Source organism: Novosphingobium sp. 11B (assembly GCF_054589055.1).
In genome coordinates this window covers 83837-107689 of the sequence record NZ_BAAILP010000272.1, presented here as the reverse complement: position 1 = coordinate 107689, position 23853 = coordinate 83837, and the positions used below count along the sequence as shown (strand labels likewise).

The window sequence follows — 23853 nt, the reverse complement described above, 5'->3', positions numbered from 1 at the left end:
TCAACTGAAGAGGCGCAAGGTATGACGATCGACAATCCCCCCTCCGGTCGTGTCGTCATACTGGGCGGCGGCACGGCCGGATGGCTGGCCGCCGCCTATCTTTCCCGCACGCTGAAGATGACCGGCATCACGCTGGTGGAATCCAGCGAAATCGGCATCATCGGCGTGGGGGAAGGTACGTTCCCGACGATCCGCTCGACGCTGGCCGGGCTGGGCATCAGCGAGGCGGAGTTTCTGGTCCGCGCCGACGCCACCTTCAAGCAGGGCGTCCTGTTCGAGGGCTGGGCCACCGGCACCGACAGCTATTTCCACCCCTTCAACATGCCCATCGGCGGCGAGGACGAGGCGCTTCTCCCCCACTGGCTGGCCGATACCAGCCCGCAGCGCGCCGCCTGGGCCGATGCCGTCACCGTACAGGAGCAGGTGATCCGCGCGGGGCGCGCGCCCAAGCGGCCCGAAGACCCCGACTTCTCCGGACCGATGAACTACGCCTATCATTTCGACGCCGCCCGCTTTGCCGACTACTTGCGCGAAATCTCCATCGCCACCGGGGTCGTGCGGGTCGAGGGCACTGTCGGCAATGTCCAGCGCAAGGCCGACGGCGATATCGCCGCGCTGGAATTGACCGACGGGTGCATCGTCGAGGGTGATTTCTTCCTCGATTGCTCGGGCTTTCGCGCCCTCTTGATCGGGCAGACGCTGGGCGCGGACTTCGCCTCGTGCAGCAACAGCCTGTTCAACGACCGCGCACTGGCGATGCAGGTTCCCTATGACCGGCCGGACGCCCCGGTACGCCCCTATACGCTGGCAACGGCGCACGAGGCGGGATGGACCTGGGACATCGGCCTGACCGAGCGGCGCGGCATCGGCTACGTCTATTCCAGCCGCCATTGTTCGGACGATGAAGCCGAGGCGACGCTGCGCCGTTATGTCGGCCCGCAAGGGGATGCGTTGAACCCGCGCCAGCTACGCTTCGAAACCGGTTATCGGCAGCAACAGTGGATCGGCAACTGCGTGGCCGTGGGCCTGTCGGCTGGGTTCTTCGAACCGCTGGAATCGACCGGCATCATGCTGATCGAAGCGGCGCTGCGGATGGTCGGCGATTTCCTGGGTCCGGATCTTCTCGCAGGCGCCGACCGCGATGCCCGTGACGCCGCTGCGCGCAGCTTCAACCGCCTGATGAGCGCGCGGTTCGAGCGGATCGTCCATTTTCTCAAGCTCCACTACTGCATCACCCGCCGCACCGACACCGCCTACTGGCGCGACAATGCAGACCCCGCGACCATTCCCGAGCCCTTGCGCGACATGCTGGCGCAGTGGCGCCGTCGGCCGCCCTCGCGGTTCGATTTCGTGGTCGACCTCGAGACATTCCTGCCGCCCAGCTACCACTACATCCTCTATGGCATGGGGTTCGAGACCACCCTTGCCGGCGCGCGCTATCCCGGCGCTGCGCAGGCGCGCGAGGTTTTCGCCCGCGTGCGCGCGGCCCATGCGGGCGCGCGCGGCGGCCTGCCCGATCACCGCGCCCTCCTGAACCATTATCACGCCCGCACCGGCGTCCCGTCCAGCAAGGTTTCCCGATGAGATTTCCCAAGCACGCCGTCCTGGTCACCGCTCTGATGACCGGAGCATCACTTGCCGCGCCCGTTTTCGCACAGCAGCAGGCCGCCGCCTCCGCGCAGCCGTCGTCCGAATCCGGGGCCGAAGCGCGGGCGGAGGCACTGGTCAAGGCGATGACGCTGGAGGAGAAGCTCCAGCTGGTTCACAGCTACTTCCCGCCGCTTGCAAAGCCGCAGCCGCCGATCGCGATGATCCCCTCCGCCGGGCATGTCCCCGGCATCCCCCGGCTTGGCATTCCCACCTTGCGCGAGAGCGACGCGAGCCTCGGCGTGGCCAACCAGATCGAGCAGCGCAAGGGCGACGTCGCCACCGCGCTGCCCGCCAGCATCGCCACTGCCGCCACCTTCAACCCGCGCCTGGCCTATGAAGGCGGCGCGATGATCGGTGCGGAGGCGCGCGCCAAGACCTTCAACATCCTGCTCGCAGGCGGCGTCAACCTTACCCGCGACCCCTGGAACGGCCGCAACTTCGAATATCTGGGCGAAGACCCGCTGCTCGCAGGCGTCATGGCGGGTGCGCATATCAAGGGTGTGCAGAGCAACGCCATCGTCTCGACCATCAAGCACTTCGCGCTCAATTCGCAGGAGACCGGCCGCACCGTTCTCGACGCGCGGATCGATAGGGCGGCCCTGCGCGAAAGCGACCTGCTCGCGTTCCAGATCGCCACCGAAATCGGCAAGCCCGCCTCGGTCATGTGCGCCTACAACAAGGTCAACGGCGACTATGCCTGCGAAAACGACTGGCTGCTGAACACCGTCCTCAAGAAGGACTGGGGCTACAAGGGCTGGGTCATGTCCGACTGGGGTGCGGTCCATTCGACGCAGAAGGCCGCGAACAATGGCCTCGACCAGGATTCCGGCCAGGAACTGGACGACGCGATGTACTTCGACAAGGCCCTTGCCGCCGCCGTCAAGGACGGCAGCGTGCCGATGGCGCGGCTCGACGACATGGTCCGGCGCATCCTGTTCGGGGTGATCGACAGCGGCCTGATGGACCGGCCCGTGCCTGACAGCGCCCAGCCGATCGACTATGCCGTCCATGCGCAGGTCGCCCAGCGCGCGGCGGAGGAAGGCATCGTCCTGCTCAAGAACGAGGGTAACCTGCTGCCGCTGGCGAAGACCGCGAAGAAAATCGTCCTGATCGGCGCCCATGCCGATGTCGGCGTGCTTTCGGGGGGCGGCTCCTCGCAGGTCCGCTCGGTGGGCGGCGCGCCGGTGGAGATTCCCCTGACCGAAGGTGCGGCCGCCTCCTTTGCCCGGATCACATGGCACGCGTCCTCGCCGCTTCAGGCGATCCGGGCGCTGGCGCCGCAGGCCAGCGTGACCTACCTCGACGGCAGCGATCCCAAAGCGGCGGCCAAGGCGGTTCGCGGTGCCGACATGGCGATCGTCTTCGCCTGGGCCTGGCGGACCGAGGCGCAGGACCCGGAAAGCATGGCCCTGCCCGACAAGCAGGACGCGCTGATCGATGCCGTCGCCGCCGCCAATGCGAAAACGCTGGTCGTGCTCGAAAGCGGCGGCCCGGTGCTGATGCCCTGGGTGGACCGCGTACCCGCCATCCTGTCGGCCTGGTATCCGGGCCAGCGCGGCGGCGAGGCGATTGCCCGCATCCTGCTGGGCGAAGTCGATCCCTCGGGCCGCCTGCCGATCACCTTCCCCGCAAGCGTGGATCAGGCCCCCCGCAGCGAGCCTGCCGGCCTTGCCGAACTGCACGCCGCGAATGCGCGCCGCAAGGCCGGTGACAAGACCATCTACGGCATGAGCGGCGGCGTCGCCCCCTTCACCGTCGATTACCCGGAAGGTGCTGACGTGGGCTACCGCTGGTACGCCGCGAAGCAGCGCAAACCGCTGTTCCCCTTCGGCTACGGGCTGACTTATACCCGCTTCAGCTACGCCAATCTGAAGATCGAAGGCGGCGCCGGGCTGACCGTCGGCTTCGACGTCACCAATACCGGCAAGCGCGCAGGCGCCGATGTCCCGCAGGTCTATGTCGAGGCGAAAAGCGCAGCCGGAACCCGCGCCTACCGCCTTGCCGGTTTCGAGAAGGTCAGCCTGTCTCCGGGTGAGACCCGCCATGTCTCCGTTACGGTCGACCCGCGCGTGATCGCCCGCTTCGACGAGAGCGCGCCGGGCTGGAAGGTCGACGCGGGCGCTTATCCTGTCGTGGTCGGCCGCTTTGCCGGGGATGCCGCGCTGAAGGGCACTGCCACGCTGGACGCCCTGTCGGCGCGGCCCTGATCGCGCGCGGGGATACGCCATGACCGGCTCCACCCATCAGAGCGAGATGCTGCTGTTCACGGTGCTGCTGCAGCTGATCGTGATGATCGGTGCGGCGCGGATCATGCACGGGGTGTTTCGGCGCATGGGACAGCCCGGCGTCGTCGGCGAGATCGTTGCCGGACTGCTGCTTGGGCCGTCGCTGTTCGGACATTTCTTTCCCGGCGTCTCCCTCGCCCTGTTTGGGGCGAAGCCGGAGCGCGCCATCACGGTGCTGAGCCAGATCGGGCTGATCCTGCTGATGTTCCAGATCGGCAGCGAGTTCGAATTCGGCCGCCTGAAGGCAGCCCGCCTGCACCGAACGACCATCGCCGTAGCCATGGCCTCGATCCTTGTGCCGTTCGTTGCCGGGATCGGCATCGGCCGACTGTCGGCCTCCAGCCTCGCGCCGGGTGTCGATCCGTTCGTCTACAGCCTGTTCTGCGGGGTCGCGGTGGCGATCACCGCCGTGCCGATCCTGGGCCGTATCCTGGGCGAATATGGGCTGACCCGCAGCGACGTCGGCATCGTCGCCATTTCCGCAGCAGCGGTAAACGATGTCGTCGGCTGGTTGCTGCTGGCCGGGATCGCCGCCTTCGCTGCCGCGCAGCTTTCCGTGGCGTATCTGGCCCTCCATCTGGGCGGTCTTGCGCTGTTCCTGTGCGCCTTGCGCTTCGTGGCGGCGCCCTTGTGCGACCGGCTGGCCGCCCGTGTGTCACTGCGCGATGGCGCCCTTCCTCCACATGTCCTGGCGATCCTGCTGATCGTGATCTTCACGCTGGCGCTGTGCACGTTCGCGCTGGGTATCTTCGCGATCTTCGGTGGTTTCGCCGCCGGACTGCTGTTTCATCGCCACCGTCCGCTGGTGGAGGCATGGAATGCGCAAGTCGGGCAGTTCGTGCTGGTCTTCTTCCTGCCGGTCTTCTTCACCTTCACCGGCCTGCGCACCAACCTGCTGGGCCTGTCCACCGGACCGGAACTGGCGTGGCTGGCTGCGGTCTGCCTGATCGCCGTGCTGGCCAAGATCGTGCCGGTCTACTGCGCCGGGCGCGCTAATGCCCTGTCCCATCACGAAAGCCTCACCCTCGGCGCGCTGATGAACACGCGCGGCCTGATGGAGCTGATCGTGCTCAACGTCGGGTATGACCTTGGTTTCCTGCCCCGGTCGATGTTCACGATACTCGTGGTCATGGCTGTCGTCACGACGGTCATGACCGGCCCGATCCTGCGCGCGCTGCGTGACATGCGCGCCCTTCCCTTCCAAACCACACATGCGCGGCCGCAAGTATACGGCGTACAGGAGCGACCATGAAGACCAACCGATCGAGCGCCTCCCTCCTGATCCTCGCCCTGACTCTGACGGGGATCCCGGGCACCACCTTTGCCCAAGCCTCATCAGCCGACCAGCCCGCAGCTTCGATCGCCAATCCCGCGATATGGCCGAAAGTCCGCGCTCGCCCCAGCCGCGATCCGAAGGTCGAAAAGAAGATCGACGCTCTGCTTGCCGCGATGTCGATCGAGGACAAGGTCGGGCAGATCATCCAGGTCGATATCGGCTCGATCAAGCCGGCCGACGTGGTGACCTACAAGCTGGGCTCGATCCTCAACGGCGGCAACAGCGGTCCTTATGACGACGAATACGCCTCCCCAGCCAAGTGGCTGCAACTGGCGGACGAATTCTACGATGCGTCGATGACCCGCAGCGACGGCCGCCCGAAGATTCCGATCATCTGGGGCACGGACTCGGTCCACGGCAACAACAACATCGTCGGCGCCACGCTGTTTCCCCACAACATCGGCCTTGGCGCCGCGCGGAACCGCGACCTGATCCGCCAGATCGGCGAAGTGACCGCACTGGAAACCGCCGCCGCCGGGCTCGACTGGACTTTCGCGCCGACCCTCGCGGTGGTGCAGGACGACCGCTGGGGCCGCACCTACGAAAGCTATTCCGAGGAACCCCAGATCGCCGCCGACTACGCCGGGGCTATGATCGAGGGCGTGCAGGGCAAGGTCGGCACCAGGGACTTCCTCGCGCCTAACCACCTCATCGCCACGACCAAGCACTTCCTCGGTGACGGCGGCACCGGCGGGCGCGATCAGGGCGATACGAGGGTGCCCGAAACGGTGCTGCGCGACGTCCATCTGGGCGGCTACCCGGCCGCGATCGAGGCAGGCACGCAGTCGGTCATGGCCAGTTTCTCCAGTTGGAACGGCGAGAAGATGAGCGGCAACAAAAGCCTGCTCACCGGCGTCCTGAAGGAGCGCATGGGCTTCGACGGCTTCGTCGTCGGCGACTGGAACAGCCACGGGCAGGTCAAGGGCTGCAGCAACGAGGATTGCCCGCAGGCGATCAAGGCCGGGCTCGACATGTTCATGTATTCCGGCCCCGGCTGGAAGCAGCTCTACGACAATACTCTCGCCGAAGCGAAGGCGGACACCATTCCCGCAGCGCGGCTCGACGATGCGGTGCGGCGCATCCTGCGCGTGAAGCTGCGCGCCGGAACCTTCGATCGCGGGCGGCCATCGTCGCGCGCCTTCGCGGCAAAGTTCGACGTCATCGCTTCTGCGCAGCACCGTGCGATCGCGCGCGAGGCGGTGCGCGAATCCATGGTGCTGCTCAAGAACGACGGCGTGCTGCCCCTGAAGCCCGCCGCCAACATACTGGTGGCAGGCACGGCCGCGGACAGTATCAGCCAGCAGGCGGGCGGCTGGTCGATCACCTGGCAGGGTGCGGGCCTGCCCAACTCCGCCTTCCCGAACGCCACCTCGATCTGGAAGGGCATCGAGCAGACCGTGAAGGCCGGCGGCGGCACCGCGACCTATGCGCCGGACGGCAAGTTCACCGCCAGGCCGGACGCCGCCATCGTCGTCTTCGGCGAGCAGCCTTATGCCGAATTCAAGGGCGACATTCCCAACCTGGAATATAGCCCCGGCGACAAGTCCGATCTGGAAATGCTGCGCCGCCTCAAGGCAGCGGGCATTCCGGTCGTTGCCGTGTTCCTCTCCGGCCGTCCGCTATGGGTGAACGCCGAAGTGAATGCCTCCGACGCGTTCGTGGCGGCGTTCCTGCCCGGCAGCGAGGGTGGCGGCGTCGCCGACGTGCTGTTCGCGGACGCGGACGGCAAACCCGCGCACGACTTCCGGGGCAAGCTCAGCTTCTCCTGGCCCAAGCGGCCCGACCAATACGTGCTCAACCGAGGTGACGCAGGCTATGACCCGCTGTTTGCCTTCGGTTACGGCCTGTCCTACGCGGCGCCCGGCAAGGTCCCGCCACTGGACGAAGCCCGTCCCGCCGGGATGGCCGAGGCGACGCCCGGTGTCTTCTACGGCAAGGGCCGCGTTCCCGCAGGATGGTCCATCGACCGGCAGATGGTTGCTCAGGCCGGTGTTGACCGCCGCGCACAGGAAGACGCGCTTCGCTTCGCGTGGGACGGCAAGGCCAACGGTCGGGTCGCCATGGCGGCACCCCGCACCATCGACCTTTCGCGCGAAAGCAATGGCGAGATCAGCCTCGTCTTCGAGTACCGCGTCGATGCCAAAGCCGCCGTGCCGGTGGAGATGGGCATCGAAAGCGGCGGCAAGATGGTCTCCGTGCCGATCGGCCAGACCCTTGGACGCTCGGCGCCGGGCGAATGGGCCCGCATGGCCGTGCCGCTGCAGTGTTTCGCCGGTCGCGGCGCAGACATGTCGGCGATCACCGCGCCTTTCGTACTGAGCACGAGTGGCCCCCTGACCATCTCCATATCCGACGTGAAGCTGGATTACGTCAGCATGCCGATGAACGCCTGCGGCGATTGAAGCGCCGCACTTCGGATCGCCCTGCAGCATGGCCAGACCACGCTACGTCGCACCAATCTGAAGGGCGACTTTTTGCCGGAACCGGTCATTCCAGGCAGACATGCGAAGCCAGGATAGGCACGGTGCGGCTGAGCGACGCGGAGGATCTGCGCATCGCAGTGGCAGCGGCTAGGCAACGCTTCGACCGCCTCCGCATGGCGCCCGAACTCAAGCGCGCGTTCACCGTCGAAGCCTGCGCGACCGCGATATACGGAGCCAGGGTATTGGCCCGTACGCAATCGCGCAGGACCGGCAAGGTCTCGCGAGCACGAGTGAATTCGCCCGTCCACAGGTCGATCGACATCGAACAGATCAGCGCGATGCAATGCGTGACCGGATGGTGGAGAGCGGCCGCCTCGGCCACCCGAAACTGAAACACCCTTCTATCGTCGGCAGGTCATGGATCATGGGTGGAGGCAGGCGCGATATGCCCCTGCCCCATGTCACCTTTACTGTGTGAACGCCTTTATCTGCTCGACCAGGATAGCGGGCACTTCATCCGGAATGAAGTGCCCGCTATCGACCTTGAGCACTTTGGCGCTCGGCGCCTTGCTCGCAAGGACACCCTGCAGCCAGGCAAAGCCCGGGCCACCAAGCGCAAGCACCGGCATGGCAAGCGGGGCATATCCATCGTCATCGACGATGTCCTGAGGAAAGGCCTGATACCAGCCGTCGCCGGCACGGATCGCGTCGCGCGGCGTATAGGCTGCAGCATAGACATCGCGATCGAGGGCATCGATCGCCGCTTCGTCCTTGGTCAGGTAATGGAAGAACCAGTCCTGTTCCATCCGAATCCGGCCCTCGCCCGCCATCTTCTCGTGCAGTTCGGGCACCTGGTGATAGGCAAACCACCAGACATAGGCGTGAGAGCCATCACCCACCTTGTCACCGAACGTACCAAGGGCGGGCAGCATCGGCCAGGTCGCAAGCCCGGCATCGGGCGGCGCGACATCGAGCAGAACCAGCTTGTCGGTAAGGTCGGAATGGTTCGCGGCAAAGCTGTAGGCGACCATGGAGCCGATATCGTGGCCTACGATATCGACCTTTCCTAGCCCAAGCTGGCGCACCAGACCTGCAATGTCGGCGGCCATGGTCTTCTTGTCGTAGCCGCCGGCCGGCTTGCTCGATGCCCCCATGCCACGAAGATCGACGGCAATCACCCGCCTGTCTCGCGCCAGTTGCGGCATGATCTTGTGGTAGGACCACCAAGTCTGGGGCCAGCCCGGCAATAGTACCAATGCCGGCTTGCCGCTGTTGGCAGCGCCGCCTTCGACGTAATGGAGGCGTACTCCATCTACCTCGGCAAAGCCCTGACGGAAACCCGGCAGCCGGGCGAGCAGAGCCTCATCCGATGTCGCTGCATGAACTGTCGTGCCGGATGGTGCCGCCAAGGCCGCCTCTGCGATCATGACGGGACTGCCCGCAAGAACCATGGCAGCCATTCTCAATGCAATGTTCCAGATCATGTCGTGTTGCTCCCCGCCTTATGGCGCGATGATATTGCCTGGCGATGGGTATATTCCGCGATGCAGGAGCCAGGCTGCCAGCCATTCGGTCGCGGAACCTCGTTCGTGCGGGTGGCTTCCTCATCCGCAGGTATGATCGAGGCGCCGGCCGGCCAGCCCGAAGCCGGTGCCCGCCGCCGAAACCGGCCGGCGGGCACCTGGGAAGCGGAAGGCCCGGCAAGCGGCTCTGTCAGATCTGGACCTGCCCGCCATCGACGAAGAGTTCGACGCCGTTGACGAAGCTGGCCTCTTGCGAACTGAGGAACAGCACGGCCCTTGCGATCTCCGAAGGCTGGCCGATGCGCCCGGCAGGGATCAGTCCGGCAAGATAGGCCTTGGTGTTCTCGGCATCCGTACCACCGCCGAACAGGTCATCGACGCCGGGCGTGTCGGTAACACCGGGGCTGACCGCATTGACGCGAATGCCGCGGTCCTTAAGGTCGAGAATCCAGTTGCGGGCAAAGCTGCGCACCGCCGCCTTGCTGGCGCTGTAGACGCTGAGCGCAGGCGTGCCGGAGATGCTCACGGTCGATGCGGTCAGCACCACCGAGGCCCCGTCACGCAGCAGCGGCAGCGCCTTCTGCACGGTGAACAGCACGCCCTTCACATTGGTGTCGAAGGTCTTTTCGTAATGGTCCTCGGTGATCGCGCCAAGCGGAGCGAACTCACCGCCGCCGGCATTGGCGAAGACCACGTCGATAGCCGAATGCTGCTGCTGAACGGCATCGTAGAGGCGATCGAGATCGGCCAGCTTGCTCATGTCCGCCCGCACGCCGGTGACCTTGCCGCCAATCGCCTTGACCGCTGCATCGAGCGCCTCCTGGCGGCGCCCGGTGATGAACACCGATGCGCCTTCGTCGGCAAAGGCCTTGGCCGTCGCGAGGCCGATCCCGGTCGTTCCACCGGTGACGACGACGACCTTGTTTTCGAACCTGTAAGCCATGTCATATCTCCATTCTCGTTTCCGACCGGCACCGTTGCCTGCCGCTGGAGAGACAAATGCATCCGGAACGATCTTGGCTGTAGATGGCAAAATCGCTACTCATCGTTCCATTAATGGAACGATGAGTAGCGATCGATGGCTGACTTCAACGACTATGCCTATTTCGCCGAAGTGGTGAAGCACGGCGGATTCGCGCCCGCCGGACGCGCGCTGCGCACCCCGAAATCGAAGCTCAGCCGCCGTATCGCTGCCCTTGAGGAACGCCTGGGCACCCGCCTGATCGAGCGTTCCTCGCGGCGCTTTCGCGTCACCGAAGTCGGGCAGGCGTTCTACGCGCGCTGCCGTGCCATGCTGGAAGAGGCCGAGCAGGCCGAAGCGCTCGTCGCGCAGGCACAGGCCGAACCGCAGGGCCGTATCCGTTTCAGTTGCCCGCGCGGGATGGTAGAAGTGCTATCGCCCCACCTGCCCGCGTTTCTGGCGCGCTATCCCAAGGTCGCGCTGCAGCTCGTCGCGACGGATCGGCCGGTCGATCTCATCGCCGAGCGTGTCGACGTCGCCCTGCGGGTCCGCGTGACGCTCGACAGCGACGCCTCGCTGACGATGCGCACTCTGGGGCAGTCACGGCGCATTCTGGTGACAGGCCCCGCACTTGCCGCAAGCATGCAGGATGCCACGATGGACGGATTGAAGCTGCTGCCGACGTTAGGCTCGAGCGACGAGATCGGCGAGATCACATGGCACCTTGCCGGCCCCGACAACACCGGCATCGATCATCGCCACGAACCACGGATGACCTGCGAGGACTTTGCCGCCCTGCGCGAAGCAGCCATGGCAAACCTCGGCGTTGCTCTGCTGCCCGATCATTCCTGCCGAGACGATCTCGCCGCCGGTCGACTGGTTCGCATCCTGCCTGAGTGGGGCGGGCAAATCGGCATCGTCCATCTGGTCTTCACCACGCGGCGGGGCCTTCCCCCGGCAGTCCGCGCTTTCATCGATCATCTCGCCTCGACATTCCGCGCGCTCGATACGCCGCGCTGAGCGGGCGCCGCCGTAAAGAGGGGCTTCCTACTCAGATGTTACGCGAGACATACGCAGGGATGATTTCCGATCGTACGCAGGTCTGGTGAATTGAGCGGGACGGCAATCCGGGGCCAGGGACCACTGGGCACTCGAAGCGCTACATTTCGAATTCATCGAAAGATGGATGCAGATTTATAGCACTTTCCAGAACGTCGGTTCGGCTTCAGAAATTATGTCAACGGATGTCGATGAACCGGACAGCCGCGCCTCACCCGATCAAACTTTTCGAAGGATTTCCATCATGGCCTACGTAACCACCACTGACGGCGTCGAGATCTTCTACAAGGACTGGGGCGCGAAGGACGCGCAGCCCATCGTCTTCCACCACGGCTGGCCGCTCTCGTCGGACGACTGGGACGCGCAGATGCTGTATTTCCTGTCCAAGGGCTTCCGCGTCGTCGCCCATGACCGCCGTGGCCATGGCCGCTCCGCACAGGTCAGCGAGGGTCACGACATGGACCACTACGCTGCCGACGCCGCCGCGGTGATGGAACACCTCGACCTTCGGAACGCCGTCCACATCGGTCACTCGACCGGCGGCGGTGAAGTGGCGGCCTACGTCGCGCGCTACGGCATCCCGCAGGCCCGCGTCGCCAAGGCCGTGCTGGTCAGCGCCGTGCCGCCGATCATGCTCAAGACCGAAGCCTACCCGGGCGGGTTGCCGATCGAGGTGTTCGACGGGTTGCGCGCCGGTCTTGCCGCCAATCGCGCGCAGTTCTTCCGCGATGTGGCTGCAGGCCCGTTCTATGGCTTCAATCGCGAAGGCGCCGAGGTGAAGAGCGCCGTCATCGACAACTGGTGGCGCCAGGGCATGATGGGCAGCGCCAAGGCCCATTACGACGGCATCAAGGCCTTCTCCGAAACCGACCAGACCGAAGACCTGAAGGCGATCACCGTCCCCACCCTCGTCCTGCACGGCGATGACGACCAGGTCGTGCCGTACAAGAACGCCGGCGTACTGCAGGCCGAGATCCTGCCGAACGCGACGCTGAAGATCTACGAGGGCTACTCCCACGGCATGCTCACGGTGAACGCCGAGACCATCAACCCCGATCTGCTCGCCTTCGTGCAGGGCTGAATCACTCTCCCGTGGGAAAATCTGGTTCAGATGGTCCCACGGGATTTAAAGCACGCGATGATATCGAGGATTGCGCCTCACTGCGCATCGCTAAACGAACGAAGGCGGTTGAGGCAACGGCCGCTAACGAGACAAGCAATCTGGCGACTGAACTACCGAGAAGCGGCGCTTCGCCGCCATCATTCCGGGCGATGTCAAACTGACTCACCGGCCTGCTGAGGGCCGGATGATTTCCACCTACCCCGCGCGCCGGACACGGCTTGGCAGCAGGAATTAAAGTTGTCTCACCCCTTTGGCCGAGGCAAAGACCTACCAGCGTTGCCTTCAATGGCATAAGAGTCTCATCCATGATCCGTGTCCTGGTGGTCGATGATCACCCGATCGTTTGCGAGGGCTTGAGCGCGATCATCGAAAACGAGGACGATCTATCGATGAAGCGGCGCATCAGTTCAGCCTGCTCAGACCTGACGTCGTCTTGATGGACATGCAGATGCCAAAGGCGAGCGGTGCCGAGGCCATTGCCACCATTCTTGCCGATGACCCTGCGGCAAGGATCATTGTGCTGTCGACCTACGCTGGCGACGCGTCAGCGACGCGCGCCCTCAAGATGGGAGCAGCCGGATACTTGCTCAAGAGCAATGCCCGAAAGGTCCCATCAACGCCGCACATCGCCTCCGCTTACAGAGAACGCATCAAGCTCTTGAAGTCCTAAAAAGCACATGTCGCCGGGCACGGTATGCTTGAGCACGGTATAGGCGAGCCCCGCCTGCGCGGTGGCGACGAGATCCGCGCCCTGCAGCCACTTGTGCAGCACGCCCGCCGCGAAGGCGTCTCCGGTGCCGATGCGGTCGACGATGCCGGTGACATCGACCTCGCTCGTCTGGTGCGCCGCGTCCCGCGCATCGAGACGCGCGGCGATACGGTGATGGCCGGAGTTCACCACGTGACGCGCGGTCGAGGCGATCATCTGCAGCTTCGGAAACGCCTCGAAGGCGGCCAGCGCGGCCTCGCGCCGACGGTCGGAGCCGTCGCCGGAGAACGCCTTGCCCAGCAACAGCGAGATATCCCGGTGGTTGCCGATCATGACCGTTGCCGACTGCATCAGGTCAGTCAGCACGCTGCGCGGGTCGCTGTCCCACGCGTCCCACAGCAGCGCGCGGTAATTGCCGTCGAAACAGACAGGCACGCCGGCGCTCGTCGCCGCGGCGACGGCGGCTTGCGCAAGAGCGACACCTCCGGGGCCGAGCGCCGGCGTGATGCCCGACAGGTGGAGCAGTCGAGCGCCCTCGAGCGCGGAGGCGAAGTCGAACTGGTCCGCCTTGGAGGTTGCGAACACGGAACCCGCGCGATCGTAAGTGATCGACGAAGGCCTCAGGCCCGCTCCGCTCTCGAGGAAGTAGAGGCCCATGCGGCCGGTATCGCGCCCGACGTGGGCGGTATCGATCCCGGCGGCATTCAGGGCCGCGCGCGCCTTGTCGCCCAAGGGACTGGACGGCAGGCGCGTCAGCATCTTCACGTCATGGCCCAGCGAGGCGAGCCCCGCCGCAACGTTGGCTTCCGCCCCGCCGACGACCATGTCCAGCGCATCGCACTGCACCGTCAGCCGCGCACCCGGCGTGGCGAAGCGCAGCAGGACTTCTCCAAAGGCGACGATATGACCCGTCATCAGCCAATCTTGGCGCTCATCAGGAAGCGTTCGCGGCTTTCCTGCGACTTGCGGCGCAGCTCGGAGATCGCGCGTTCCTCGGTCGCATCCAGCATCGAGCCGAGCAGGCGCTGGAAGTGCTGGCGCATCGCCACGCGCGCGCCTTGCGGATCGTGGCGGCGCAGCGCCTCGACGACGGCGGCGTGCTCGTCCTGCCGGGTCATGCCGTCATGGTGGCAGACGCTTTCGTGCGTGTGGCGAACTTCGGGCAATTCGGTGCGCAGCCGCCACAAGGTGCGGATGACATGCGTGATCGCACCGTTGCCCGATGCCGAGGCGATCGTCATGTGGAACTCGCGGTCGATCTCGGTGGAGCGCGCATCGTCCTGCTCCACCGCCATCGCCGCCAGCAGTTCGTCCAGCTTCGCCAGCGTCTCGTCCGAGATCACCGGCGCCGCGAGCGCCGCCGCCTCGGATTCGAAAAGAGCGCGCGCCTCGGTCAATTCCAGCGCGCTGACGGCGGGCAGGACGTCGTCGGCACGGTCGGCACGGTCGGCCACGTAGATACCCGAGCCGGTCTTGATCCGCAGCACGCCGATCGCCTGCAGCGCGATCGCCGCCTCGCGGATGGTCACGCGGCTGACGTTGAACCGCTCGGCCAGTTCGCGCTCTCCGGGCAGGCGGGTGCCGGGGGGGAACACGCCTTCGTCGATCAGGGCCACGATCTGGTCGGCGATGCCCTGGAACAACCTGTCAGCCATGGCGATTCTTCTCTCTCGTTGTCACGCCTGCCTCATAGCTTCCATGCCAAAGCTAGGCAATTGCCTGACCAATCCTGCAGCCCCCGGCAATCCCGCCATCAGATCTTGGCGCGCACGCCCAGGAAGTAGCGCGAACCGTAGTAGTGGTACTGCCGGATGCTGCCCTGAACCGGCATGTCGGTGATCTTGGGCTCGTCGAACACGTTCACGGCCTGGAACTGCAGCTGGACATTGGGCGTCACGTCGTAGGAGGCGCGCAAGTCCAGCGTCTGGTTCCCGCGCACATAGCGCAGTTGTGAATTGCCGCCGACGAAGTCCTGATAATACTTCGAGCGATAATTGTAGATCGCCGACAGGTTCAGCTTGCCGAGCGAATAGTACAGCTGCCCCGAAACCACGTGCTTGGAATAGCCCGAAAGGTTCGCCGCCGGGATCATCCCCGGCGTCGTCTCGCCAGTTTCCGGATCGTAGACCGCGCCGAGGCGAATATCCTCGTTCCTGAAATTGGAATTGGCGTAGTTGTAGCTGACCTTGCCGCCCAGCCCGTCGAACGGCGCGGGCAGCCAGCTGAAGCGGTTCGCCAGCGTCACTTCCAGCCCGTAGACCCGGCTCTTGCGCGTGCTGTTCTGGGTCTGGACGACCGGGATCGAATAGTTCTGCCCGCCGATCGAGTAATCCTCGTTCAGCACCACCGGAATGAAGCCGCCGGTGAACTGCTTGTAGTAGACGGTGGCCGAGAACAGCGAATCCTTGTTGAGATAGTATTCCAGCGAGGCATCCGCGTTCCACGACATCAGCGGCTTCAGGCGCGGCGAGCCGTTGGCGGTGATGAGGCTGATCGCATCGGCCACCGACGAGAAGTTGGTGCCGTCCTCCAGCTGGATCGTCCGGCCTGCGCCGAGCGCGCTGGGCGCGGGGCGCGACATCGCGCGGTAACCGGCAAGGCGCAGCAGCAGGTCGGGCTTCAGCTCAAAGATCGCGTTGATGCTGGGCAGCAGACGGGTCGACCTGCTCTTGATGGTGACCGTGTCGAACACGCCGCTGTCGACGAGGCGGATCGAGCCGTCGGGGTTGTTGACCACCTGCAGGTCGCTGCGCAGCCCGTTGGAGGTCACGCGCGTCTGCACCGCCCGTACGCCGAAGTTGCCCCGGATCGGCATGTCGCCCAGCGTGCTCTCGTAGTTCGCCATCAGGTAGGCGGCGAGCGTACGCTCGGTGACGTCGCGGTTGGCGACCGAGCGCACATCGGCATTGCGGCCCGGGTCCTCGGTGCCGAGGTATTCGCGGAACTGGCAGACCGGATCGAACGTCGCCCAGCTCGACAACTGGTTGCCCGGCGCGTTGGAGAGGTAGTCGCTCTGCGGGAACGTGGTGCGGCAGGCCAGGTTGACGTCGCGGTCGACCGCGCGGCTGTCCTGCGTGATCTCGACGCGGTCGTCGTAGTCCGAATAGGTCTGTTCGGTCCAGCGCGCGCCTGCCGCCACGCTGCGCAGGAAGCCGTCCATCTCGTACGTCGCATCGAGGCGACCGGCGATGATCCGGTTGCGGCGCTGCAGTTCGTCGCGGCGCAGGCGGGCGTCATCGCTGAACAGCGCATAGTCGTTGACGTCGAAGCGCGGGTCGATGGTGAGCGTCGGCGCATAGCTGCCCGGCGCCACGTCGTAGATATAGCCGACGCGCTGGTTGTTGATTACGGTCGGGTTGCCGTAGATGTCGAGCGGATCGGTACGCAGGCGGACCGAGCGCTCCACGTCGGTGCGCACGGTGCGCGAATAGGAGGCATCGGCCTTGATCGTCAGCCGATCGGCGGGGCGCCATTCGACGTTGAAGCCGCCGCCGCGATACTCCTCGTCGCGCTCCAGCAGCGTGCCCACCGCTTCCAGCGAGGTGCGCCCTTCGAGGTGGGTGATGACGCCGTTCTCGTCATAGGCGATGTTGCTGAGGCCATAGCGCATTTCCGACAGGTTCAGGTCGCGCCGGTTCTCGGCGTAGTTGCGCTTGGAATACTGGACGTCCAGGTTGATATCGAGCGTCGAACTGGGCCGCCACTGGATCGCCCCGAAGATCGCGTCGCGCTTGTCGTTCTCGCTGATCTGGCGGTACGTCGCGGCATTGGGGACCAGCGCGAAGGGCGTTCCGGCCGCCGCCTGTTCGCGGCTCACTTCCGAACAGTTGCCATTGGGCACCGCGATGCCGGGGTTGCACGCCACCCAGGTTGAGCTGGCGGCATACGTCTCTTCTGGGTTGTTGGTCTTGTTGCGCTGAACGCCCAGCGCGATCCCGATCTCGCCCAGCGCCCCGGCGTCGAACTGGTCGACATAGCTGGCGGTGCCGCGCCAGCCCCAGGCGCTGGAGCCGCGGATGCGATCCTGATAGGGGCTGTAGTTGGTCTTGAAGTCCAGCTGGATGCGGCGCTTCTTGAACGCCAGCGGGCGGATGGTGCCCAGTTCGATAGTGCCCGCCACGCCGCCTTCGACGAGGTCGGCCTGCTGGGTCTTGTAGATCTTGATGCCGTTGATGAGTTCGGACGGGAACTGGTTGAAGTTCACCGCGCGGTCGCCGCTGCCGTTGGATGCATCGCGGCCGTTGAAGGTCGTGTTGCTGAGGAACGAGCCGAGGCCGCGCAGCGAAATCTCCGAAGCGCCGCCCTTTTCGCGGTGCGTGGTCGCGCCGGTGATGGTCTGGATCGCCTCGCCCACCGAGAGCGCCGGGAGGTCGCCGATCTCGGTGGACGAGAGCGAATCAACGATCGCGGTTTCGCGCCGCTTCTCGTTGATGGATGTCTGGAGCGTTTCCCGAAGGCCCGTGACGATGATGTCCTGCGCCGAGGCGCCGCCGAAATCCTGCGGCACCTGAGTTGCCTCAGACTGCGCCGGTGCTTCCTGCGCCAGAACCGGGGCAGCGACGAAGGCGACACCGGCCAGCAGGCAGAAACGGAGGGTACGGCGGCTATGGCCGCGAGCGAAGCCGCGATCGTGAGGCGACATCATGATTCCTCTTCCCTTTGGTCTTTGATTATTTTCTGACCAATTATCAATTATCAGTCAATCCATTATTTCATACCAATTTGAAAACAAGAATTTGCCAAATTGGTATGAACTAAAATCGAGCTCAGGGCGCGATCTGGCTCCGCAGTTCCGGCACAGCCCGCGCCAGATCGCGCGCGACGAGGCCTGCGAAGAGTTCCGCGCCCTCATCGCCGAGGTGCGTGTAGTCGAACTTGCGCTGGAACTGGCCGCGCGGTCCGTCGGGCGTGGTCGGCACGTCGGGGAGCCGTGCTTCGGCCGCCGGGCGCGCCTTGAGGGTGGTTCCTGTACCCGCTTGGTGTCGTTCAGTGCCGTTGGGTGCCGTTTGCGCCAATGCCATCGATCGCACCGGCCCCATCTCCTGAACCGCCGCTGCGCTGGCCGCGTTGAGGTCCACCAGCGGCACCTTGAGCGCGGCGGCGACGGCGCGGACTTTCGCTGCCCACGGCTCCAGCGTGTTGTTCAGCCGCCCCTTCACGAAGTCTCGCCGGGTCAGCGGGGTGAGCAGCACCGGCACGGCCCCGGCCTGGCGGACGTCCTCCACCATGCGGCGCAAATTGGCGGGGAACTCGCTGTCCATCTCGGTCCAGCGTTCCGCCACGGAGGACTGGTCGTTGTGGCCGAACTGGATCAGCACGAAAGTGCGGCGGTAGCCCGGGACGCGCGCTTCGGCGAGGGCGAGATCCCACGATCCCTCCTGCCGGTAGCTGCGCGTGGAGCGACCGCCGCGCCCCAGATTGAGGCAGGCGGTGGAAGATTTCACGTGATGGGCGCAGAACATCGAGGCCCAGCCGCTCATCGGCGCCATCGTGGAATCGCCGACCAGCACGATCTTGTCGGCCGCCAGCGTCTCCGCGTCGGTGCGCACGGTGCGCCCCTTCGACGAGTTCGCGTCCTGCGCCGTGGCGCCCGTTCCCAGCAGGGCCGCGGCGATTGCCGCGGCCACCCATGCCTTACGTGTCATCCTCTTGTTTCCCTTCAGGAAAAGGCCAGGCCGCCGTTGATGTCGAGGTTCACGCCGGTCAGGAACGCGGCCTCTTCGGACAGCAGGAAGCCGATCGCGCTCGCCACTTCGTCGGGGTGGCCTTCGCGGCGCAGCGGGGTGTTGTTCGCGGTGGCGGCGCGGCCCTCGGGTTTGGAGAAGATGTCGTGGAAGCTGGTGCCGATCAGGCCCGGGCACACGGCGTTGACGCGGATGCCCTGCGGCCCCAGCTCCTTCGCCCAGCTGCGCGTCAGCGTCATCAGCGCGCCCTTGGAGGTGGCATAGACGCTCGCGCCCGGGCCGCCGCCATCACGCCCCGCCAGCGAGGCCACGTTGACGATCGCGCTGCCCTTGGAGAGGTGCGGCAACGCGGCCTTGGTGACGAGGAAGGCGGACTTGAGGTTGAGGTCCATCACATGGTCGAAGAACGCCTCGTCCATCTCCGCCAGCGTCTTGCGCGCGACCATGCCGCCCGCAAGGTTGACGACGAAATCGATGCCGCCGAATGCCTCGACGGTGGCCGCGACCAGCCCCGCTACGTCCTGCGCGCTGGCGACGTCGGCCTGATGGATCAGGCCGGAGCCGCCCTCGGCCTCGATCTCGGCAAGGGTGCGCTCGGCTTCCTCGAGGTTGCTGCGGTAGTTGATGACCACCTTCGCGCCTTCCGCCGCGAGGTGCTTCGATACCGATTTGCCGATGTCGCGGCCACCGCCGGTGACGATGACGGTCTTGTCCTTGAAACGCATGGATTCAGCCCTTGTCTTGAGAAGTGTTCGGGGGAGTGAGGGGTTCGATCCGGCCGCCCAGCAGCCAGATGCAAAGAAGGGAAAGCGGCACCAGCGCGGCGGCCAGCGCGAAGATCGGGGCGTAGCTGGTCTTCGTCATGACCGGCACCAGCCAGGTGGTGACGAGCGTGCCCGCCACTGCCGCCGTGCCGCCCAGCCCCGCCAGCGATCCGACCGTGCCGCCCGCGAAGTAATCGGCAGGCAGGGTCTGGATGTTGTTGATCGCCATCTGGAAGCCGAACAGGATCACCGCGATCAGCAGCACCGCATAGAGCGGGCTGGCGGCGTGCATCGTCAGTAGCAGCGGCGGCAACATGATGAGCCCGCCAAGCGTGATCGCGCACTTGCGCGCGAAGTTCACCGTCCGCCCGCGCGCGATCAGCGCACCGGACAGCCAGCCGCCCGTCAGGCTCCCCGCCATCGCGCCGACGAACGGGACCCAGGCGAACAGGCCGATCTGCTGGACGTCGAAGTCGAAGGTCTCGGCCAGATAGATCGGGAGCCACGAGACGAACAGCCACCAGACCGGATCGAGGAAGAAGCGGCTGACGATGATCGCCCAGCTCTGCCGGTGGCGCAGCATCTGCGCCCAGCCGGGAGCATAGCCTGCCGGCCGGACGGCCTGCGCCTCGCCGGTGCCCAGGATATGTTCGCGCTCGGCTTTGGTGAGCCATGGGTTGCTGTCCGGGTCGGCGCGGTAGAGCAGCAGCCAGGGCACCAGCCACAGCAGCCCGAGCACGCCGATGGCGAGGAACGTCGCGCGCCAGCCGAACGCGGTGAATAGCAGAGCCACCAGCGGCGCGGAGACGATCGCCCCCAGCGACGCGCCGGCGTTGAACACACCCTGCGCCAGCGCGCGCTCCTTCTGCGGGAACCACAGCGCATTGGCCTTGGCCGCGCCGGGCCAGTTGCCCGCTTCGCTGACACCCAGCGTCACGCGCAGCAGCGCCAGCAGGCCGAACGAGCGTACCAGCGCATGGGCCCCGATCGAAAGCGACCAGAACAGGATGGAGACGGCGAAACCCAGCCGCGTGCCGATCACGTCGAAGATCTTGCCGAAAGCCGATTGCCCGAAGGCGTAGGCCAGCATGAACACCGTCACCAGCAGCGCATAGTCGGACTTGTCGGCGCCGATCTCCTTCGAGACGGCAGGCCACATCACCGCCAGCGCATTGCGGTCGATATAGTTGATGACGGTCGCCAGCCCGATCAGGCCGATGACCATCCAGCGCAGGTTCCTCACTTGGATTTGCCTCCGGTCTTGGGGCCGGTCCGGGGCAGATCAAAGCGCCCGATCGGCCCCTTCCAGCTCTGCGTCGCCTCGCCCAGCACAATCGAATGGGTATGGGCGAGTTCGGTATCCTCGGAGACCGCGACCACCGTGGAGGCGCCGCTGCGCCAGCCGATCGTCACCACGTCCACATCGCCCTCGCGGCGGTGGGTGAAGCTGCGCACGGCGCTTTCGCTGCCGGTGGTGGTCTCCGCCGAGGCATCGTAGCGACCATGCGGCTCCAGCAGGCTGACGAAGGCGGCATCGCGCGCGCCGTCCAGCCGCTGCACGATGAAGGGCTCTCGCCGCAGATTGAAGCGCGGGTCGTTGGCTCCGCTTTCGCCCAGGATCATCGTCACGCCCGGCGTGGCGACGCGGTAGCTGTAGAACCGGCCGTCCTCGATCCAGGTGACGACACCGTCATCCGCGCCCGGCGTCCCGGTCGCATCGACCCACATGTGCTGATAGCCGTTCGCCTTGCCCAGCACCGGGCGGGCGGTGAGGTTGGACTTCAGCGCAAAGCCGGTGTCGATCAGGTGCCCGGCATAGTGCAGCGGCAGGTCGTAGCGCGCCGCCTTGCCGCCGTTCACGCGCAAAAAATCGAGCACCAGCGGGCTTTTCGCGCCCTCCACGCTCAATTGCACCAGCGCGCGGCGGAAGGTGACGCCCGGATAAGCGCCCGCCATCTCGGCGATGGAAGCCTTCGCCGGGCCTTCGCCGTTGAACCACAGCTGGCGCGGGGTGGCCGTCGCGCTTTTCCAGTCGGCGCCGAACTGGCTGGCTTCGTCCACCACCAGCGTGTTGTGCGCCACGGTCTGCTTGGCCCAGCTTTCGTTCTCGGGCAGGTAGCGCCCGCCGTCCTTGGCCTCGATATTGAGGAAGCGCGCCGCGCCATAGTCGGTGACGATCGCCCGCCCGTTGTCGTAGAGAATCCAGTTCAGCCGGTCGAAATGGCCATGGCCCATGCCCTGCGCAGTGTTCTTGGCGACGAGCACCTGATCCTTGGCACCAGCCCCGTCGCGCAGCACGGCGATGCCGCCGTCATTACCATCCGGCCCATCGCGCAGCAGCACCGAAGCGAAAGGGAACGGCTTTGCCTTGCCCGCCGCCAGATCGCGCGCCACTTCGAGGCCCTTGGGCGTCAGGACCGTGCGCCCCTGCCACTGCGCGATGGAGAGCAGTGCCGGATCGTGGGTCTTGGCATAGCCGATCGCCACCGCCTGATAGAGCTCCTCCGTCTTGAGGCTCTTGTCCGGCATGGCGTCGTTGAAGGGGAAGAAATAGCCGTCGTAGGTCGACTGGATCGAGGTGCGGATCGCCTTCAGGACCACGCCGCCCCGATACTCGAAGATGCGGCGCTGCGGCTCGTTGGCGTCGATCGCGGCGGCGAAGATCACGAAAGGCTGCAAGGCGTAGCGCTGGTAGTACGGCCCTTCCGCATAATAGCCGTCGGGCGAGAACAGCAGGTCCAGCTGGCGCAGGAACCCGGCCTTGCCGCTCTTGTCGAGACCCTTCAGCGCCTTGTCGACGAGGTCCTGATCGCGCAACACGTAACCGGTCATGCCGACCCCGGCATTGGCCCATGTCGCATGGTTGTGGATGCGGTCGAAGACTTTGGGCGAGCCGGTGGACAGGAACGTCGCCATCCGGCGGAACACCTGTTCGTCGATCGTCCTGCGGTCCTGCGGGGTCAGCGCATCGCGCACCGCGTCGTAGCCCTGGATGCCGTAGACCAGCCATACGGAATCGTTGAGGCTCTGCCAGAACAGACGGCCTGCCGCCTCGTTCGCAGCTGCGGGGTGCGGCCCGAGGCCGGGATAGAGCTTCGCATAGGCCAGCAGGATGTCGCGCGCGTAATCGACGTAGCGCCGCTCGCCCGTCACGCGGTAGAGCAGCCCGGCGCCGTAGAGCGCCATGTAGTTGCGCTTGTGCTGTTCGTGGGTGGCGCCGCCGCCCGGGTCCCTGGGCACCGGCACGTCGATCCCCGCCTTCATCGCCGCATCCACCGATTTGCGCACGCGCGCCAGTTCGGCGGCGAACAGCGGATAGCGCTCTGCCTGCGCGCCGAGGCCCGAGAGTGCGGCGGAGTCGGTCAGGACGGGATGGGCGTCGTCTGCGGGTGTCGCCGCGAATGCGGGCAGCGGAGTCAGCGCGGCCAGCGCAGCGCCGAGAAAAAAGGTTCGTGCGATCATGATGCGTCTCCGCCGCTGACGTTGCCGGATACCTGAACCTGCGGGGTCCCCTGCGGATAGAGCCGCGAGATCTGCGGCTGCGCGGTATCGACGAAACGGTTGTCGAGAATACGGGTGAGCGGTGCGCCGACGCTGTGGGAAACGGCGATCCGTCCCGCCTTGCGGAAGGTATTGCGCGCCATCAGCGTGGACTGCACGCCCGAAAGCGCCAGCAATTCCGGGCCGCCGCCCTCCACGGTGTTGCCGGTGATCTCCACTTCGGGGCCGAACGTGCTCTCGTCCGTCCCGCCGCGAAGGACCTGCGCCAAAACGCCGATGTGAGTGAAGTGGGAGCCGGCGATGGTGATGTGCTCGGCGGCGTAGAGGCCCTTGCCGCCGGTCTCCGCAGCGGCGGCGAGCACGGTGCCGGACAGGCCCGTTACGGTGACGTCACGCAAGGTCAGGTGGTCCGCGAAAGTCGCGGGCGTGGTCGCGACGAGATCGAAGCCGGGAGAGGCATCCAGCCCGGCGAAGTCGGTGCCTTCGATCTCGACCGCGTAATTGGCGATCGTCGAGGTCGGGGCGGAGCGGATCACGGCATTGCCTGCGCTGCGGGGCGCGGCTTCGCCGGTGATCGTCAGTCCCTGCAGGCGCAGGCGGCCGCCTTCCGCCAGCGCGAACAGCGTCGGGCCGGTGAAGGCAATCGTCGCGGTTTTCGGTCCCGAAACTGTGACTGGCACGGCGATGCGAAGTGGGGCACGGACGGCGTAGCGCCCGGCGGCAAGCGCGATCACGTCTCCCGGCTGTGCCGCGGCGACGGCGGTTTCGAGCGAACCGGGATGCGTCTCGATCCTGCGGCCCGATCCGAAGGCAACTTCGGGCGCGGGCTTGGCGT

19 protein-coding genes are annotated in these 23853 nt (G+C 65.9%); 9 read left to right on the top strand and 10 right to left on the bottom strand.

Annotated features, from left to right (window positions below):
- Positions 1 to 21: 21 nt before the first annotated feature.
- From ACYPYD_RS23540 to ACYPYD_RS23520, 5 genes are all read left to right on the top strand, one after another.
- On the top strand, positions 22 to 1584 hold the full coding sequence (locus ACYPYD_RS23540) for a tryptophan halogenase family protein (protein ID WP_459665843.1): 1563 nt from the start codon (positions 22 to 24) through the stop codon (positions 1582 to 1584).
- Positions 1581 to 3857 carry a beta-glucosidase family protein gene (locus ACYPYD_RS23535; RefSeq protein WP_459665842.1) on the top strand — a complete coding sequence of 759 codons (2277 nt, stop codon included), beginning with the start codon at positions 1581 to 1583 and terminating at the stop codon, positions 3855 to 3857. Before ACYPYD_RS23540 ends, ACYPYD_RS23535 begins: the two co-directional genes overlap by 4 nt.
- 19 nt (positions 3858 to 3876) lie before the next feature.
- Positions 3877 to 5187: a cation:proton antiporter gene (locus ACYPYD_RS23530; protein ID WP_459665840.1), complete on the top strand. Its 1311-nt coding sequence runs from the start codon at positions 3877 to 3879 to the stop codon at positions 5185 to 5187.
- Positions 5184 to 7673, top strand: coding sequence for a glycoside hydrolase family 3 protein (locus ACYPYD_RS23525; RefSeq protein ID WP_459665838.1), 2490 nt, complete (start codon positions 5184 to 5186; stop codon positions 7671 to 7673). Before ACYPYD_RS23530 ends, ACYPYD_RS23525 begins: the two co-directional genes overlap by 4 nt.
- Positions 7674 to 7795: 122 nt before the next feature.
- Positions 7796 to 8086, top strand: a complete 291-nt coding sequence (locus ACYPYD_RS23520) for a hypothetical protein (protein ID WP_459665836.1) — start codon at positions 7796 to 7798, stop codon at positions 8084 to 8086.
- Positions 8087 to 8161: 75 nt separating this feature from the next.
- Here the strand turns inward: ACYPYD_RS23520 and ACYPYD_RS23515 are convergent, their stop codons facing one another.
- Complete coding sequence (locus tag ACYPYD_RS23515; RefSeq protein WP_459665834.1) at positions 8162 to 9154, bottom strand: alpha/beta hydrolase; 993 nt, start codon at positions 9152 to 9154, stop codon at positions 8162 to 8164.
- A gap of 253 nt (positions 9155 to 9407) precedes the next feature.
- Positions 9408 to 10160, bottom strand: coding sequence for an SDR family NAD(P)-dependent oxidoreductase (locus tag ACYPYD_RS23510; protein ID WP_008828601.1), 753 nt, complete (start codon positions 10158 to 10160; stop codon positions 9408 to 9410).
- A gap of 135 nt (positions 10161 to 10295) precedes the next feature.
- Between ACYPYD_RS23510 and ACYPYD_RS23505 the strand changes: the two genes are divergently transcribed.
- The 4 genes from ACYPYD_RS23505 (at position 10296) to ACYPYD_RS23490 (ending at position 13030) form a co-directional block, all read left to right on the top strand.
- On the top strand, positions 10296 to 11198 hold the full coding sequence (locus ACYPYD_RS23505; protein WP_008828602.1) for a LysR substrate-binding domain-containing protein: 903 nt from the start codon (positions 10296 to 10298) through the stop codon (positions 11196 to 11198).
- Between the two features lie 283 nt (positions 11199 to 11481).
- Complete coding sequence (locus tag ACYPYD_RS23500; RefSeq protein ID WP_069707336.1) at positions 11482 to 12318, top strand: alpha/beta fold hydrolase; 837 nt, start codon at positions 11482 to 11484, stop codon at positions 12316 to 12318.
- 347 nt (positions 12319 to 12665) lie between these two features.
- Positions 12666 to 12797 (top strand): helix-turn-helix domain-containing protein, encoded by a 132-nt coding sequence (locus ACYPYD_RS23495; protein ID WP_268957452.1) that lies wholly within the window; start codon positions 12666 to 12668, stop codon positions 12795 to 12797.
- A complete protein-coding gene (locus ACYPYD_RS23490) occupies positions 12797 to 13030 on the top strand; it encodes a response regulator (protein WP_338043845.1) in 234 nt (77 codons plus the stop codon). The genes ACYPYD_RS23495 and ACYPYD_RS23490 overlap by 1 nt, the downstream gene beginning before the upstream one ends.
- On the opposite strand, the gene ACYPYD_RS23485 is transcribed toward ACYPYD_RS23490, so the two are convergent.
- The 8 genes from ACYPYD_RS23485 to ACYPYD_RS23450 form a co-directional block, all read right to left on the bottom strand.
- Positions 12974 to 13984: a sugar kinase gene (locus tag ACYPYD_RS23485; RefSeq protein ID WP_069707335.1), complete on the bottom strand. Its 1011-nt coding sequence runs from the start codon at positions 13982 to 13984 to the stop codon at positions 12974 to 12976. The genes ACYPYD_RS23490 and ACYPYD_RS23485 overlap by 57 nt on opposite strands.
- On the bottom strand, positions 13984 to 14724 hold the full coding sequence (locus tag ACYPYD_RS23480) for a FadR/GntR family transcriptional regulator (protein WP_069707334.1): 741 nt from the start codon (positions 14722 to 14724) through the stop codon (positions 13984 to 13986). Before ACYPYD_RS23480 ends, ACYPYD_RS23485 begins: the two co-directional genes overlap by 1 nt.
- 98 nt (positions 14725 to 14822) lie before the next feature.
- The gene (locus ACYPYD_RS23475) at positions 14823 to 17714 is read right to left on the bottom strand and encodes a TonB-dependent receptor (RefSeq protein ID WP_459665832.1); all 2892 of its coding nucleotides are present in this window, start codon (positions 17712 to 17714) and stop codon (positions 14823 to 14825) included.
- Between the two features lie 121 nt (positions 17715 to 17835).
- The gene (locus ACYPYD_RS23470) at positions 17836 to 18714 is read right to left on the bottom strand and encodes a rhamnogalacturonan acetylesterase (RefSeq protein WP_459665830.1); all 879 of its coding nucleotides are present in this window, start codon (positions 18712 to 18714) and stop codon (positions 17836 to 17838) included.
- A 14-nt stretch (positions 18715 to 18728) separates the two neighbouring features.
- Entirely contained in the window at positions 18729 to 19478 is a 750-nt protein-coding gene (locus ACYPYD_RS23465) for an SDR family NAD(P)-dependent oxidoreductase (RefSeq protein ID WP_459665827.1), read from the bottom strand.
- Positions 19479 to 19482: 4 nt separating this feature from the next.
- Positions 19483 to 20760 (bottom strand): MFS transporter, encoded by a 1278-nt coding sequence (locus tag ACYPYD_RS23460; RefSeq protein WP_459665825.1) that lies wholly within the window; start codon positions 20758 to 20760, stop codon positions 19483 to 19485.
- On the bottom strand, positions 20757 to 22979 hold the full coding sequence (locus tag ACYPYD_RS23455; protein WP_459665824.1) for an alginate lyase family protein: 2223 nt from the start codon (positions 22977 to 22979) through the stop codon (positions 20757 to 20759). Before ACYPYD_RS23455 ends, ACYPYD_RS23460 begins: the two co-directional genes overlap by 4 nt.
- Positions 22976 to 23853: right-handed parallel beta-helix repeat-containing protein (locus tag ACYPYD_RS23450; protein ID WP_459665822.1), on the bottom strand; the 878-nt coding region annotated here is incomplete at its 5' end. The genes ACYPYD_RS23455 and ACYPYD_RS23450, both read right to left, overlap by 4 nt.

What these genes read in the sequence shown, in the direction of transcription:
- ACYPYD_RS23505 (WP_008828602.1), top strand. Translation starts at nt 10,296, where the DNA reads ATGGCTGACTTCAACGACTATGCCTATTTCGCCGAAGTGGTGAAGCAC.
- ACYPYD_RS23540 (WP_459665843.1), top strand. Translation starts at nt 22, where the DNA reads ATGACGATCGACAATCCCCCCTCCGGTCGTGTCGTCATACTGGGCGGC.
- ACYPYD_RS23530 (WP_459665840.1), top strand. Translation starts at nt 3,877, where the DNA reads ATGACCGGCTCCACCCATCAGAGCGAGATGCTGCTGTTCACGGTGCTG.
- ACYPYD_RS23480 (WP_069707334.1), bottom strand. Translation starts at nt 14,724, where the DNA reads ATGGCTGACAGGTTGTTCCAGGGCATCGCCGACCAGATCGTGGCCCTG.
- ACYPYD_RS23475 (WP_459665832.1), bottom strand. Translation starts at nt 17,714, where the DNA reads ATGATGTCGCCTCACGATCGCGGCTTCGCTCGCGGCCATAGCCGCCGT.
- ACYPYD_RS23525 (WP_459665838.1), top strand. Translation starts at nt 5,184, where the DNA reads ATGAAGACCAACCGATCGAGCGCCTCCCTCCTGATCCTCGCCCTGACT.
- ACYPYD_RS23510 (WP_008828601.1), bottom strand. Translation starts at nt 10,160, where the DNA reads ATGGCTTACAGGTTCGAAAACAAGGTCGTCGTCGTCACCGGTGGAACG.
- ACYPYD_RS23535 (WP_459665842.1), top strand. Translation starts at nt 1,581, where the DNA reads ATGAGATTTCCCAAGCACGCCGTCCTGGTCACCGCTCTGATGACCGGA.
- ACYPYD_RS23485 (WP_069707335.1), bottom strand. Translation starts at nt 13,984, where the DNA reads ATGACGGGTCATATCGTCGCCTTTGGAGAAGTCCTGCTGCGCTTCGCC.
- ACYPYD_RS23500 (WP_069707336.1), top strand. Translation starts at nt 11,482, where the DNA reads ATGGCCTACGTAACCACCACTGACGGCGTCGAGATCTTCTACAAGGAC.
- ACYPYD_RS23455 (WP_459665824.1), bottom strand. Translation starts at nt 22,979, where the DNA reads ATGATCGCACGAACCTTTTTTCTCGGCGCTGCGCTGGCCGCGCTGACT.
- ACYPYD_RS23470 (WP_459665830.1), bottom strand. Translation starts at nt 18,714, where the DNA reads ATGACACGTAAGGCATGGGTGGCCGCGGCAATCGCCGCGGCCCTGCTG.
- ACYPYD_RS23465 (WP_459665827.1), bottom strand. Translation starts at nt 19,478, where the DNA reads ATGCGTTTCAAGGACAAGACCGTCATCGTCACCGGCGGTGGCCGCGAC.
- ACYPYD_RS23515 (WP_459665834.1), bottom strand. Translation starts at nt 9,154, where the DNA reads ATGGCTGCCATGGTTCTTGCGGGCAGTCCCGTCATGATCGCAGAGGCG.
- ACYPYD_RS23495 (WP_268957452.1), top strand. Translation starts at nt 12,666, where the DNA reads ATGATCCGTGTCCTGGTGGTCGATGATCACCCGATCGTTTGCGAGGGC.
- ACYPYD_RS23490 (WP_338043845.1), top strand. Translation starts at nt 12,797, where the DNA reads ATGGACATGCAGATGCCAAAGGCGAGCGGTGCCGAGGCCATTGCCACC.